Source organism: Lysinibacillus sp. S1 (assembly GCF_044986265.1).
In the GTDB taxonomy this organism is placed as follows: domain Bacteria; phylum Bacillota; class Bacilli; order Bacillales_A; family Planococcaceae; genus Lysinibacillus; species Lysinibacillus capsici.
The window spans coordinates 3545013-3559588 of record NZ_CP173154.1; the positions used below are offsets into that span (position 1 = coordinate 3545013).

Genomic DNA, 14576 nt, shown 5'->3' on the forward strand with positions numbered 1-14576 from the left:
TTTATTAGCCACTAAACATGGAATAAAATTAATTTACCTGAAGCGTTTACAAGACGATGAGTTTTATCGGCAACACCTTTTTCCTCAATTTGTTGTTGTCCATTTAGTTTAGCAGCCTCATCATTTTCAAAAGTCCAAGTTTCATCAAACAATGTTTCCCCTGTTTTTTCAAAAGCTGTAAAACGATAATTCTCCATACAGACCCCACCCTTTTACTTGAATATATTTCTATTATACATAGAAGATTTATAAACTTCACGGTAAAACTAGTGAATTTTTTGATAAATTACGAAAATTGTGGAAAAAGTAAGGCGATGTTGTTTTTTTCCGTAATAGCATTTTTCATCAAACATGAGTTATGATAAAATAGAACAAATATTCGGTTTTGAATAAACAACATATTATTACTTTGGTTTTGTACTAAAGAGAGAATTATCTACTATTTGAGGTGATTGGATGTCAGCAATTCGTTTTTTCCATATGGCAGATTTACATTTAGATAGTCCATTTAAGGGCTTATTTGGTCTACCCGAACCCATTTTAAAGAAAATACGGTCAAGCACTTTTGAAGCGTTTGATAAAATTATCCTTAAAGCGATTCAGGAAAAACCTGATTTTTTACTAATTGTTGGGGATATTTATGATGGTGAAAATCGTAGCTTGCAAGCACAACGAAGATTTCAAGATGCAATGGAGAAGCTTTTTCAACACAATATCCCTGTCATTGTGAGCTACGGAAATCATGATCATTTAAATGGTACATGGACACGCTTTTCTTTACCAAGTAATGTCTATGAATTACCAGCTGAAACGAGTGTAGTTCAATTAAAAATACGGGGTCAACAAGTGAATATATATGGTTTTAGCTATCCTGAACGTCATTTAAAGGAATCTGTTATTGAAAGCTATCCAACTGCACATGATCAGCATGCCATTCATATTGGTATGCTTCATGGCAGTGAGGCAGGCAATACAACACATGATGTGTATGCCCCTTTTACAAAACAACAGTTACTTGAAAAGAACTATCATTATTGGGCGCTTGGCCATATTCATAAACGACAGCTTTTACATCAAAACCCTCCAATTGTTTATCCAGGCAATATTCAAAGTCGACATCGTAAAGAACAAGGAATGAAAGGCTTTTATGATGTGACGCTATCCAAAACATCGACTGAGCTTGATTTTATCTCTACCTCTGCTGTTGTTTATAGCACCATTGAGGTGGATTGTACGAATGTGGTACACGCCAATGAATTATTGAAGAGATGTGCAGAAGCTATTACAGCTAATAGGAAGAAGTATGGCGCATCGGTAGTAGAGCTTCATTTGCAAAATATTGACGAACAAACGGAAGCTTTATTTGAACATGCAACAGTAGATGCATGGTTAGAGACTATTCGAGAGGCTGAGGAAGGTATTGACCCAATGTGTTGGGTACAAAAAATGGTGTTGCAAAAGGCAGCGAGATTTTATGAGCATACAGCAACAACTCAATCCGTTGTGAGCTTAATGGAACAATGGGACAGTAATGAATGGAAGGATATTCTAAAAGATTTGTACCAATATGCTGGTGGTGCGAGGCTGATAGAGCCACTTAGTGAAAAGGATATTGAGAACTTAACCCATCGTGCACAGACATTATTAGCAGAAGAAATTCAAAGGGCGTGATTACATGCTGACAATACAGAAAATCCAAATTTATGGCTTTGGTAAGCATGAAAATATCTCCATTTCGTTAAATGATGGTGTCACTATTTTTTATGGATTAAATGAAGCAGGAAAAACGACGATACAGCAGTTTATACTACAAATGCTTTTTGGTTTCCCAACAAGGCAGCAGATACAGCGCAAATATGAGCCGAAAATTTCAACGAAATATGGAGGTCAGCTGACACTTTTACACCCTATTTATGGTCAATGTACAGTTGAACGTGTGAAAGGAAAGGCTGCTGGTGATGTTACTGTCTACCTAGAGGATGGAACGACGGGGCAAGATGAGTTGTTAGTAAAGCTTTTATATGGATATTCTAGGGCATCCTTTGAAGCCATTTTTTCTTTTTCGCTGCATGAACTACAAGGTATTGAAAAAATGTCTGAAGAGGAGCTAACCCACTTGCTACTTGCCTCAGGTACAACAGGTATTCAGTATTTATCCGCACTTGAAAAGAAAATGGATAAAGAGGCTAGTGAGCTGTTTAAAAAGACAGGTAAAGTGCCATTGATTAATCAAAAGATTGAACAACTAAAGCAGCTTGAGCGGACAATTAAACAGGAACAGGTGAAGATTCAAACCTTTGAGGATAAATTACAGCAATTACAATTACTTGAGCAAAATTTAGAACAGCTATTTGGTACGCAAAAACGGCAACAGCAACAATGGCAGCAATTAACTATTCAAAAGCAAGCACTCCCTCTCCTCAAGCAGCAACAGACATTGCAACAGACAATGACCAATTTTCAACATGTTCAGTTTCCATCAGAGGGTATCAGACGGTATGAGCAGGTAAAGGATCGTCTGTTACATGAAAGTCAGCAACTGATGCAATTAAAGGAGCAGCATCAAATATTGCAGGAGAAAATACTTGCAACAGTGGATGAGCAAAAGGTCAATGAAATGGCTTACCTTATGCAAAAAGAGGCAACGTGGCATCAGCTAATGGTGAAAGAGCAAAATTTACAGGATGATCTATTTTTGCTCGAACAAGAAATTGAAGCACAGTTTCGTTTACTAGGTGTAACAGAGAAAGAAGCACAAGAAAATCTTTTGAACGAAACAGTTTCACTCCAACAGGAGCAACAATTTCAGCTTCAATTAAGTAAATTAGAGGAGGCGGAGGAAGAGCTAAAATTTCATCTACGTTCACTAGAGCAAGTACACCTAGAATTAGATGCAATAGCCAAACAGAAGCAACAGCTAATGCGTGAGTCATTAACAAGTGAGGAAGAACATATTTTAGCACAATGGCCTCAACAAAAGCGGAGGCTTGAGCAACTACGTTCTGCCAAATCGCAACGCAGTAAGCAGAAGCAGCCTCATGACTTTATCTGGCTTGTCCTACTGATTTGCTTCATGTCGTTTGCTTATGGTGTATTTGAAAAAAACATAGTTGTAATTCTAATTGGAGCAGTTTTATCATTGCTAACTTTTTTGTTTATTCGATATGTTAAGCAAGCAAGTGAACCTACTAATAAAGAGCATAGCATCCTCCTACGGGAGTTAGAGCAAGAGGAATTGACAGTACAAGCAGTTCTTGCAAAGAAGCAAAGATATGAAGATCGCTGGTTGCACATCAATGAACAGCAGAAAGAGAAGGAGCAGCAATATACTTCTCTTGAATATAAAATTCAACTAACGGAGGTAGAGAGTGAAGAGGCCACTCAAACGCTCCAACATTTTTTAAAGCGTTATCGCTTACAAGGAACGATAGCCAGATCGCTAATGCCCGAATTATTTATGCGTATTCGTGGTGTACAAGAATTAGCAGCTAAAAGAAACAGTACCTCAAGTCTGTTGCAAGAAACGCTGGTAGAAAAGAACAACATTTATGAGCAGCTTCAACGGGTTTTAGAGGGAGCCTATAATGAACATGAAATTTATATGCATTTACGAACAGCCTACCTTGAAGCACAACAGCAACAGCAGCAAGCACAGCATGCAAAAGATCAGCTAGCCAGCGTCCAAATAAAAATAGAAGGTGGACAATCAAGAATGGATCGTTATACTGCTGAAATGTACGAGCTATTCAAAGAAGCAAAGATCCAAAATGAACAGGCTTATTATGAAATGCATGAGCAATTTGAACAGAGAAGAAAAATTGAGACAGAATTGCAAACCGTCCAGGCTCAATTATCTTCACTCGATCTTCAACAGAAGGAAAATCTGATTGAGGACTCTGTTAGCGAACACATATGTGCTTTAGAACAAGAGCAGCAATCATTGCAATTAGAAATTGATAAATGTCTGGAACAACGTGCTGCTTTGCTAATGGAAAAAGAACAGCTATTAAATGATGAAAAGTATGGTCAATTACTTCAACAGTTTGAGCAGGAGAAAACGGAATTGCAGCAGTTAATTGAGCAGTGGGCAACTAAAAAAGCTGTGGCGACAGCTATTCATGAAACACTATTCCGTCTTCGTGAAGAAAAATTACCTCATGTCCTTGAAGAGGTAAATGCTATATTCCGTTTACTAACAGGAGGAAACTATGACAAAATTTCGATTCATGAGGATGGTTATTTTGTAGCGCAGGATGCTGCAGGGATACGTTATCAAATGGTGGAGTTGTCCCAGGCTACCAAAGAGCAAGCTTATATTGCATTGCGAATGGCTCTAGCAAAAACCCTAGTGAGCGCTGCACCATTTCCAATGATTATGGACGATCCTTTTGTCCATTTTGATCGAAACCGCACAGACAAAATGGTACAATTAATGAAAGAAGTAGGATATGAACGTCAAATTTTATATTTTACTTGTCATGACACAATGCTCAACTATTGGCAAAAAAACCAGATTGTCGATATAGGAGCATTAGCAAATGAAAGGGGAGTGGCGTCAACATGAAAGGGATTACGACGCTCCAAGTTGGAGAAGTAGTTGATCAATTTTTATTAATAAAACAAGCGACAAAAGGGGTTACAACCGTTGGGAAGCCATTTATGTCGCTAATATTACAAGATAAGAGTGGGGATATAGAGGCAAAGCTATGGGATACGAATGAGGATCATGAAAAGATGTACCATGCGGAAGCCATTGTACGTGTTGGCGGAGAGATTCATGACTATAGAGGAAAGAATCAATTGCGTATTAAATCTATCCGTGTTGCTAAGCCAGAGGAAGGAATTGCTATTCACGATTTAGTGCCATCCTCTGCAACACCAAAAGAACAACTATATGAAGAATTAACGCAATTTTTCTTTGACATTAAAAACCCTAATATCTCACGGATTACAAGAGCAGCAATTAAAAAACATCAAGAGGCTATTTTAGTTTTTCCAGCAGCGACTAAAAATCATCATGACTATGCATCAGGTTTATTAGATCATATGGTCTCCATGCTCAAACTAGGTAAAGCCATTGCTGACCTATATCCAACATTAAATCGTGACTTATTATATGCTGGAATTATTTTACATGATGTAGGCAAGGTTGTAGAGTTATCAGGCCCAGTTGCCACAATGTATACAGTGGAGGGCAATTTATTAGGTCATATTACGATTATGGTAAATGAAATTGCTAAGATTGCTAGTGAGCTTGAAATTGAAGGTGAAGAAGTCATGCTGTTGCAGCATATGGTATTGTCACACCATGGGAAAGAAGAGTGGGGTAGCCCGAAAAAACCTATGATTCAGGAAGCAGAAATTTTGCATTATATCGATAACATTGATGCAAAGATGAATATGTTAACAAGGGCATTAGGTAAAACGACACCGGGTGAATTTACAGAGAGACTCTTCCCACTTGATAATCGTTCATTCTATAAGCCTACTATTTAAAAAGCAATATCAATCGTCCCATAAACTAACGTTGCTGTCTAGCTATTCGATATTAATTTCTCTGAGTCTAAGTATTCATATATTTAATTGTAGTGCCTAACTATTGTACCAATGTGAATATTTATTTTAGAATAGAGAGAGAAATTATAGGAATGGGGAAAAGTAATGGATACAGAGGGACTTTTTTCACGGAAAATTAAGTTTTGGAAAAGTTTAATTTTCAAAATGATACTAGCTATCGGCATAAGTTTATTTATTAGCTCCCATATTTCAGAATTTGTTAGTCGTCAATTCGAGAAGGTAGTGCATTTGAATGGAAGTGCTGGGGTTGCCATTAATACATTTATTTCGTTATTTATTGGCACAGTAATTATTTCGTTATGTACAAGGTATATTGTCTTAAGGCGTGTAAAGCGTGTGTTAAATGCTATGACCCAGGCTGCTGATGGCGATTTAACTGTTCGTATTGATGATCGATTAAAAGATGAAATTGGTCAATTATCGACTGAATTTAATCATATGCTAGTACAAATTGGGACGGTCATTGAAAAGACGAATAAAGCATCGACAGATGTATCAACCTTTACAAAGGAATTTACAACGATTACCGAACAAAGCAGTCAAACAGTTGAAACTATTTCGGGTGCCATTGGGGAAATTGCCTCCAGTGCAGAAGGACAATTAAGGCAAATGGATTTATTATCTGAATCAGCACATTTAATTACTAAAGATATGGATCATGCATCTTCTGCTATTCAGGAAGTTGCCTCAATAGCAAATGAAACGAACCAAAAGGCTGATTTAGGATTACAGTTAATTGAGCAAACGATTGCAAAAATGAATACCATTAATGAATCTGTTCATCAGTCAACTGCAGTTGTAAATGCTTTAGGCGAAAAATCGAAGGAAATCAGTACGATTGTAGCGTTGATTACAAGTATTACAGATCAAACAAACTTGCTTGCATTAAATGCATCTATTGAAGCAGCTCGTGCAGGAGAGGCTGGAAAAGGCTTTGCAGTAGTGGCAGATGAAGTAAGAAAGTTAGCAGAGGAATCTGGAAAGGCTGCAGATAATATTCGAACATTGGTGGATGATATCTTAAACCAAACCTCCAGTGCTGTTTATGCTATTAATAGCGGTACACAGTTTGTGGAGGAAGGCCGTGAGTCTGTTGAACAGACAGGCGATACCTTTAAAAATATAGTCGTATATTTGCAACAGATAAGTCATCGTACAACGGAGGTAAAGGATATTGTCTTGCGTGTCAATGAGAAAGCTAGTCAAACAGATGAGGCTGTAAAAGAAGTCGTTGGCATAGCAAATGGCACATCTTCGGGCATACAGCATATTGCTTTATCTATCGAGCAACAAAGTGCTTCTAATGAGGAAATAGCAAGTGCTGCAAATGTTCTTCAGACAATGTCAAATGACCTACAAACTGAAATTAGCCAATTTAAAGTAAAATAGAGTAAAAAGAGAAGCATCTGATGTATCAGGGTGCTTCTCTTTTGTTATATACTAGACTCTAATTATTTAGATTCCTTGTCAGTATCTTCTGCTTTATCTTCGGAATCCTCTTTTGGCGCATTTTCTTCAGCTTTTTTAGCTGCTTCTTCAGCTGCTTTTGCTTGTTCTTCACTTGTTGTTGTAAAGAATTTAAGCGGTTCTTTTAAATCTTTATCAGATGTTTTCACATCGGCATCTTTAGCCATTTTTGCAACGATATCTTTAAGAATCGTTTGAGCTTCACCAGTTTGGTTCAGTTTACTTAACATAGTTGAACGAATGTTTTCTTCTTCGTCTTTAAATGAACCAACACCTTTTACATCACGCTTGTCCGTAATTTCAATTACATGGTAACCAAAGCTAGATTTTACTGGTTCACTTAATGTATTTAATTCAAGAGCATAAGCGGCATCGTTAAATTCATCTACCATTGAACCTACAGAGAACCATCCAAGCTCTCCACCTTTTTGAGCAGAGCCAGTATCTGTTGAGTACTCTTTTGCAACGTCCTCAAACTTAGCGCCACCCTTAATTTTTTCAATTACTTCTTTTGCTGTTTTTTCATCTGCTACTAAAATATGACGACCATTTAATTCTGTTTTCATTTGCTCGTAGTATTTTTTCACATCTTCTTCTTTAATGGCTTGATCTTTTAAAGCTTTTTCTTGAAGAAGTTGAACACGTAAAGAATCTTTAAAGCCCTGTTCTGTTAAACCACTTTCAGCAAGCGCTTGTGTAAAGCCATCACCAAATTGTGATGCAGTTGTGTCATACGCTTCTTTGATTTCTTTATCTGTTACTTCATATTTGTCAGCTAAAACTTTTTCAGTCACCATTTGCTGCATTACATATGAGCCTGTTAAAGCTTTTGCCTTTTCATTAAAATCAGCTACTGAAATATCGCCCACTTTAGAAGTAACGATTGCTTTGCTGTCTCCGCCGCTACAAGCACCAAGCGCTAATACAGATGCAGCTAAAGTTAAAGATAAAACTGTCTTTTTCATAGTGGATATTCTCTCCTAACATGGTTTCGTCCATTTTTTACTATAACATAAACGTTTTAAAAACAAAATGGTTCCCCCTTGAGTATTGCCTATATTTCAAATTTTGAAGCGCATAGGATATAGAAAAGAAAGGGGGTGAAGTTATGGGCAACGGAGGATACGGTGGCGGTGGCTACGGCTCAGGCTTTGCTTTATTAGTTGTGTTATTTATTTTATTAATTATCGTTGGTGCAGCGTTCCTATACTAATTAATAAAACCGCGAAAAGCTAAGAGCTTTAACTCTTAGCTTTTCTTAACAATGTTAGACATTCGCGCCGCATGCCTTAGGTTCTAAACAATTTATTTGATTAGTAAAAGTTGTTGCATGGGGGGCTCGACTTATCTTCAAGCGTGCGGACGGGCGCGGATGGTGCACATGTTTTGAAAGGGGCTTTTCAAAAAAGCCCGAAAAAATTTAGATTCCATTACGCCTTGGCGTAATGGAATTTTCTGTTAAACTGCATATAAAATTTCAATGTAGAATGAGACAAGTAGGATAGTAATAAGTATATTTATAGTTCGGAATATTTTTGGTTGGTTTTCTTCGGGAATTTCACGTCGCATGCATAGAGCATATGTCATGCGGTTAATTTGAAATAAATAGAATACCGAGAATAGAACTACAATCATTAATAGCAAGTCTATTCCTCCCCTCTTTCAATAGTAATAGCATAACAAAGAACGTCAATAAAAAACAAGTACAAGCAATTTAGTGAACGGTCGGTGGAACTAAAATTTCATAGCCTTTAGGTGTTTCCTCTATTTGTGAATTTTTAGGTGAATTCAAGAGATACTTTACGTAAAGGATATCAATCAGGCATAGACTACAGTGATAGGCTAACAGCAATGTCCCATAATGGGTATAGGCTGGTAAAAGCCATGTTCCAACTATAATACTAGTATTTAGAACGATAAAAGGCGTAAGTAATGCTAAGATGTATCGATTTTTAGATAATGGCTCTCGAATTCGCATGTGTAAAACAGGAATTATATAAAACTGACTACGTACACGTAATTTTAAATGTTGGCGTAAATCAAATAGGGCCACAAAGTGCAAAAATTTGTGAATGGGATAAAGTGTTAGCACAGCTATCACAAAGAGCCAGAATAGTCGATCTGTATAATGCTCTTCATTAAATAAATTAAACGTTACATACGAAACAGAAAAGACCAATAAAAAAGTAATGACACCCATTATAATAATACGCGTAGTACCGTAATGATGTTCTAAATTTAAAATTTTCCAGCAATGCATGGTTTTTTATCAACTCCGAATAGGAAGTGTCCTATTTAATGTAAATTGAATTATGTTAGAATGCAAGAAAAAGGAGGTACTTCAGAAATATTTCTGAAATACCTCCTTTCACATGACTCATTCCTGAATGAACAGTAGTATAACTCATTTATGTTCAACTTATAAATAATTGCAGGAAAAATTATGTGCAGTTTGAAGCTTCGTCTTATCCTTTTACAGGTGTGCGTTCTTCTAGTGTGTCAAAGGAATCACGGAAATGTTGGAAAGAGCGTTCGAAAATATCGATGAAATCTTCACCATAGATATTACGAATAACAGCCATTACATCTAAAAAATCAGGGAAACGGCCATATAAATCTTTTAATGCTAATGATCCTTCCAGTACGGAATGATACGTATTATGGTAGTTTTTATTCATCTCTATAATGAGCTCTGTGCCAGCTTCTGTAAGTTCAACATACGTATTACGTTTATCGTCATCACGCTTGGAAAACTTAAGAAAGCCACGCTCTTCTAATTTTTTGGAGAAATTAAATGCTGTAGAAACATGCATCACGCCAAATTTAGCAACATCAGAAATGGAAGCGCCTTTTAAGTGGTATGAAATCCATAAAATATGGTGTTCATTAATATTTAAATCATAAGGTTTAATCCATTGTTGCCAATCCTTTTCAACCGCTTTCCACAGCGCTTTTGATAACTGTGCGATTCTTTGACTATAAAGCATCGCTTCTTTTTGTGTATATAATTCCTCTGACAAAGCCATCACCTACTGCTTTCTTTCACATTTTTAAAAATATTATAGCAGTAAAGGAAAAAAGTTTAAAGTTAGAAAAATTAAAAAATTGAAAAGTGGCTAAAAAATAATATTATAGCAATAGTTTTTGATAAAAATACAGATTATCTAACTATTGATAAGGACTTTAGTCGCTAACTTTTTCTTGAGGTTTTTTCTTATTTTCTGTAATTTGTGCAATGTTTTTCTCGATTTCGCTTATCGAATTCTGTAAAGCATCTAATTCTTGTTGTAAATTATTTTTCGTTGGTTCGATTTCTTCAGTAAAAGTCGTAATTGTTTGCTTTAAATCATTTATTATTTGTGGGATATTATTTTTTACTTCATTTGTTAATGTGTTAACAGATTGTTTAACAGTTCCTACTTGTTGTTTTACATCAAGGAGCATACCCTTTGTTTGGTCAACATTTTGTTTAACAGAAGCACGTAGCTGTTGCCCAGATTGTGGCGTGGAGAAAAGTACAGCGATTGTCCCACCGATAATTCCTGTCGTTAGTCCAAGTAAAAATGGTTTTGCTTTCATATTAGATACCTCATTTCTAGTCATGTTTATTTACTATTAAACCATGAAATGCACCAATACAAAAAGAAAAAAGAAACTAAACGAGTGATTTGACCGTCACAGTTTAGTTTCTTTTGATTATTTAAAGTGTTTATTTATGAAATTTGAGAAATAGCTGTATTGAATTTAGAGCGCTTCACTAATTTTGAAACAATTGGATAAATAACGGCAAACGCAACAACGTTAAATACGACAGCTGGAAGGACAACGCCAATAAATAGCATCGCAAACGTCGCGCCAACATTTGCATTAAACACAAAAAGCGCTACTACTAAGAAGACAGTTCCTGAAAGAATTGTTCCCAAGCCAACTAAGACAGCAGATACGGCGAAATGACCTGCCAGTTTTTTGAGAATGATTAAAGCAGCTAAAAATACAAAACCAGTAACAGCTTTATCAATAATATTTGGAACTAGACCTGCTGGGAATGTTGTAAATAAACCTGAAAGCACCCCTGTTGAAAGAGAAAGTAGGAACGTTTCTTTCACTGTTGGGAATAATAGAATACCAATAAACATCATGGTTAACATAAAATCAGGCTTCATTCCATTCACCATTCCTGGTGTAACCACATAAAGTGCAGCACCGACACCTACTAACAGTGCCATTAATACTAAATTCTTTGTATTCATTTGAATCTCTCCTCGACTATGCTAATCTATTTGTCTCCTAACGTGTCCTCTTGACCGCTAGCGAAACTTATTTGTGATTGTACGCTAAATTTTAAAAATTTGCAATACAGCATTCTGAACATTCAGATGTTAATATATTACAAATGGCTTATAGATTGGCTTTAATACTTTCTGCTACTTCTGACAACTGCTCTGGTGAGTACTTTTGTGTTTGCCAAATTAAGCCTAGCCCTTCTTTTTCATCGTAACGCGGAATAAAATGTAAGTGGTAGTGGAAAACAGTTTGTCCAGCTGCAGCACCGTTGTTATTAATGGTATTCAAACCAATCGGCTGAAATGCTGCTTTAATTGCATTTGCAATTTTTGGTGCCACAGCATATAGATTACGAGCCACTTCCTCTGGCATTTCAAATAAATCTTTGCAGTGATGCTTTGGAATTAATAGTGTATGGCCCTTTGCAACAGGTGAAATGTCTGTGAATGCATAGACATGATCGTCTTCATAAATTTTTGTACTTGGAATGGAACCATCAATAATTTTGCAAAATAGGCAATCGCTCATAAGAATTTCCCCCTTAACGTATATGTAAGTACATTCTATCATACTCAAACCTGTATCATTTGCTAATTTTTGATAAAATATAATACAAGAAGAGGAGTGAGAATATGTCAGTATTAGAGGTACAACATGTGACAGGTGGTTATACAAGAAAACCTGTTATTAAAGATCTATCTTTTACGATTGGAGAAGGTGAACTAGTTGGCTTAATCGGCTTAAATGGAGCTGGGAAAAGTACAACGATTAAACATATTATAGGAACAATGTTGCCAAAGGAAGGGGACATTCGTCTAAATGGTGTAACATTAAAGGAAGATACGGACAAGTATCGTACAGCCTTTTCCTATATTCCTGAAACCCCTGTATTATACGATGAGCTAACATTAAGAGAGCATTTAGAATTAACTGCAATGGCTTACGGTATTGACAAAGCAACACTCGATGCTCGTTCTGAGGTACTGTTAAAAGAATTTCGAATGGAGAAAAGATTAAATTGGTTCCCTTCACATTTTTCAAAGGGAATGCGTCAAAAAGTTATGATTATGTGTGCCTTTTTAGTGAATCCAAGTCTATATATTATTGATGAACCTTTTGTGGGATTGGATCCATTAGGTATTCAATCGTTATTAGATCAAATGGATGAAAAGAAAAAAGAAGGCGCTTCTATATTAATGTCTACACATATTCTATCAACAGCTGAAAAGCATTGTGATCGCATTATCTTATTGCATGAAGGAAGAGTTCGAGCACAAGGAACAATGGCTGATTTACGTCAATCATTTGCTATGCCGTATGCGACATTAGATGACCTCTATATTGCTATGACAAAGGAGCGGGACCATGAAGAACTTGCGTGATGTATGGTCCTCTCGCTTCATGCATTATATAGGAGAAGTACAAAAATATATGCAATTTATTTTTACAGGGCATATTGCTATCGTACTTGTATTTCTAATAGGAGCAGGGGGCTATCAATATAGCGAATGGCTGAAAGTTGTTCAAACAGACTTTCCAGCAGAAGTCCTGATAGCTGTTATCATCGGGATTTTATTGGCCTTTAGCCGTCCGACTACATTGTTGAGAGAGCCAGATCAAGTATACTTATTACCTTTAGAATCAAAGATGTCTTTGTACTTCAGCAAGGCGTTGGCTTGGACGTTTTGGTCTCAGGTGTGGATTGTAGCGATTGTCTATATTGTTAGTATCCCTTTATTAAAAGCCGTGACTGAATTAACAACGGTCGAAATATGGACAATATTTTTACTTACTATTGTGTTGAAATATCTAAGTGTTCGAGGAGAATTCAGCTATCGTTATAGTGAACGAGGGCAGATGGTTTGGGTGGATAGGTTTATCCGAGCTGTCATTTTTGCAGCTACTATTTATATGGGGCTCCATGCACAGTTGTTATTAGCAGTAATCGCGACAGTTATTAGTGTTGTTTATATGATGGTCTTTAGTAAAAAATCAGTTGGTGAACCAGTGCCGTATGAGCATTTTGTCAAGCTTGAACAGAATCGTATGATGAGCTTCTATCGTTTTGCAAATTATTTTACAGATGTACCTCATTTACACGGTAGCATTCGCCGTCGAAGCTGGATGGACTGGCTCTATAAATTTGTACCATACGGTAAGGAAAATGCTCAAAAGTACTTGGTATTTCGTACCTTTATTCGAACAGATGACCATTTCTATTTATGGGTACGCCTTACTGCTATTTCAGCAATCATTGCAGCATTTGTAGATATTCCTGTCGTTACATGGATTGTAGCAGGTGCACTCAGCTTTGCGACAACTATTCAGTTAAAACAAGCTCTGTTATCCAGTGGCGAATTTCGAATGGACATGCTCTATCCGTTACCAGATCATGCTCGTCAACTAGCTGTGAAGCAAATTGTGCGTTTAGCCATGATTACACAAGCTATTGTTGTGGGCTTATGTGCTATGACACAACCAATGTTTTATATTGCCTTTATCATTGTTTTGGTGATTAGTGAATTAACGTCGAAGGTTTCAAAGTAGAAATAGAATACTAAAAAGCTCATTTACCAATGATATTGTTGGATAAATGAGCTTTTAATTATTTAAACTTATTGTGAATCTTCTTCTTTTGGTATAGCACTATAGGTTGTTACATAAGAAGCTGCTGAGAAGATGTTTTGCTGGCGTATCCCAGTTGAATCATCTCTTCTAGCATGGGCAGTTTCATAGGCTTTAGAGCTCTTCCATGCGTCAAATGAATGAGGTCCATGCCATTGAGTCATGACAATGTAAGTATCACTCTTGATAGGCCTTAATAAACGGAAGGCAACAAAGCCAGGCTCGTTTTCAATAGCGCGTGAACGTTCTAAAAAGCGATGCTCGAAAACTGGTCTTCCTTCATCTGTTACAGGAATATTGTTGAAAACAAAGAAACCGTGTTCCTCTAAATCATTTACTGAATCTAGCACTTCAAATTTACGAGGTGTCGCAAATACTGTTTTTCCTTCTGTTTCATGTATCAGTACAGAGTTACCTTCCCCATGAATTAAAATCATATGTTCATTAGGATACTTATTTTTTACCTGTTCCAAAAAATCGCCAGTACCAGAAGTTAAATAAATATACATGAATTTATCCTCCTTATGAATCTTACTAATATAGCGTGATTATACCCTTTCTGGCGTAAGTCTAACGCTCCGCTCAAAAAGAATATGCCGAGAAAGAACAATTTTATGACATTT

Annotated in this window: 15 protein-coding genes; 7 read left to right on the forward strand and 8 right to left on the reverse strand. The window is 36.5% G+C overall.

The features are described from left to right. Nucleotides 1-11 precede the first annotated feature (11 nt). Complete coding sequence (locus ACHZEU_RS17685; RefSeq protein WP_036075853.1) at nucleotides 12-197, reverse strand: YhzD family protein; 186 nt, start codon at nucleotides 195-197, stop codon at nucleotides 12-14. A gap of 259 nt (nucleotides 198-456) precedes the next feature. On the opposite strand from ACHZEU_RS17685, the gene ACHZEU_RS17690 reads away from it, so the two are divergent. The 4 genes from ACHZEU_RS17690 to ACHZEU_RS17705 all read left to right on the forward strand — a co-directional run bounded on the left by ACHZEU_RS17690 (nucleotide 457) and on the right by ACHZEU_RS17705 (nucleotide 6966). Continuing rightward, nucleotides 457-1671 (forward strand): DNA repair exonuclease, encoded by a 1215-nt coding sequence (locus tag ACHZEU_RS17690; RefSeq protein WP_066037075.1) that lies wholly within the window; start codon nucleotides 457-459, stop codon nucleotides 1669-1671. A gap of 4 nt (nucleotides 1672-1675) precedes the next feature. Beyond that, the gene (locus tag ACHZEU_RS17695) at nucleotides 1676-4564 is read left to right on the forward strand and encodes an AAA family ATPase (protein WP_279496121.1); all 2889 of its coding nucleotides are present in this window, start codon (nucleotides 1676-1678) and stop codon (nucleotides 4562-4564) included. Beyond that, the gene (gene yhaM / locus ACHZEU_RS17700; protein WP_048391758.1) at nucleotides 4561-5496 is read left to right on the forward strand and encodes a 3'-5' exoribonuclease YhaM; all 936 of its coding nucleotides are present in this window, start codon (nucleotides 4561-4563) and stop codon (nucleotides 5494-5496) included. The genes ACHZEU_RS17695 and yhaM overlap by 4 nt, the downstream gene beginning before the upstream one ends. Nucleotides 5497-5661: 165 nt before the next feature. Then, complete coding sequence (locus tag ACHZEU_RS17705) at nucleotides 5662-6966, forward strand: methyl-accepting chemotaxis protein (protein WP_279496118.1); 1305 nt, start codon at nucleotides 5662-5664, stop codon at nucleotides 6964-6966. 62 nt (nucleotides 6967-7028) lie between these two features. Here ACHZEU_RS17705 and ACHZEU_RS17710 read toward each other — a convergent pair whose 3' ends face one another. Next, nucleotides 7029-8009: a peptidylprolyl isomerase gene (locus ACHZEU_RS17710; protein ID WP_048391754.1), complete on the reverse strand. Its 981-nt coding sequence runs from the start codon at nucleotides 8007-8009 to the stop codon at nucleotides 7029-7031. A 143-nt stretch (nucleotides 8010-8152) separates the two neighbouring features. Between ACHZEU_RS17710 and ACHZEU_RS17715 the strand changes: the two genes are divergently transcribed. Next, nucleotides 8153-8257 (forward strand): YjcZ family sporulation protein, encoded by a 105-nt coding sequence (locus ACHZEU_RS17715; protein WP_004230765.1) that lies wholly within the window; start codon nucleotides 8153-8155, stop codon nucleotides 8255-8257. Between the two features lie 501 nt (nucleotides 8258-8758). On the opposite strand, the gene ACHZEU_RS17720 is transcribed toward ACHZEU_RS17715, so the two are convergent. The 5 genes from ACHZEU_RS17720 to ACHZEU_RS17740 all read right to left on the reverse strand — a co-directional run bounded on the left by ACHZEU_RS17720 (nucleotide 8759) and on the right by ACHZEU_RS17740 (nucleotide 11856). Beyond that, the gene (locus tag ACHZEU_RS17720; protein WP_016992098.1) at nucleotides 8759-9304 is read right to left on the reverse strand and encodes a DUF3267 domain-containing protein; all 546 of its coding nucleotides are present in this window, start codon (nucleotides 9302-9304) and stop codon (nucleotides 8759-8761) included. 205 nt (nucleotides 9305-9509) lie between these two features. Continuing rightward, the gene (locus ACHZEU_RS17725) at nucleotides 9510-10070 is read right to left on the reverse strand and encodes an HTH-type transcriptional regulator Hpr (protein ID WP_004230760.1); all 561 of its coding nucleotides are present in this window, start codon (nucleotides 10068-10070) and stop codon (nucleotides 9510-9512) included. A gap of 157 nt (nucleotides 10071-10227) precedes the next feature. Further along, the gene (locus ACHZEU_RS17730; protein ID WP_048391751.1) at nucleotides 10228-10623 is read right to left on the reverse strand and encodes a YtxH domain-containing protein; all 396 of its coding nucleotides are present in this window, start codon (nucleotides 10621-10623) and stop codon (nucleotides 10228-10230) included. 134 nt (nucleotides 10624-10757) lie between these two features. After that, the gene (locus ACHZEU_RS17735; RefSeq protein WP_259949846.1) at nucleotides 10758-11294 is read right to left on the reverse strand and encodes a tryptophan transporter; all 537 of its coding nucleotides are present in this window, start codon (nucleotides 11292-11294) and stop codon (nucleotides 10758-10760) included. 148 nt (nucleotides 11295-11442) lie between these two features. Further along, the gene (locus tag ACHZEU_RS17740; RefSeq protein WP_048391747.1) at nucleotides 11443-11856 is read right to left on the reverse strand and encodes an HIT family protein; all 414 of its coding nucleotides are present in this window, start codon (nucleotides 11854-11856) and stop codon (nucleotides 11443-11445) included. Nucleotides 11857-11960: 104 nt separating this feature from the next. On the opposite strand from ACHZEU_RS17740, the gene ACHZEU_RS17745 reads away from it, so the two are divergent. Next, nucleotides 11961-12710 (forward strand): ABC transporter ATP-binding protein, encoded by a 750-nt coding sequence (locus ACHZEU_RS17745; RefSeq protein WP_066037077.1) that lies wholly within the window; start codon nucleotides 11961-11963, stop codon nucleotides 12708-12710. Then, nucleotides 12694-13875, forward strand: a complete 1182-nt coding sequence (locus tag ACHZEU_RS17750; protein WP_066037078.1) for an ABC transporter permease — start codon at nucleotides 12694-12696, stop codon at nucleotides 13873-13875. The genes ACHZEU_RS17745 and ACHZEU_RS17750 overlap by 17 nt, the downstream gene beginning before the upstream one ends. A 68-nt stretch (nucleotides 13876-13943) precedes the next feature. Here ACHZEU_RS17750 and ACHZEU_RS17755 read toward each other — a convergent pair whose 3' ends face one another. Further along, the gene (locus ACHZEU_RS17755) at nucleotides 13944-14462 is read right to left on the reverse strand and encodes an antibiotic biosynthesis monooxygenase (protein WP_048391740.1); all 519 of its coding nucleotides are present in this window, start codon (nucleotides 14460-14462) and stop codon (nucleotides 13944-13946) included. Between the last annotated feature and the right edge of the window lie 114 nt (nucleotides 14463-14576).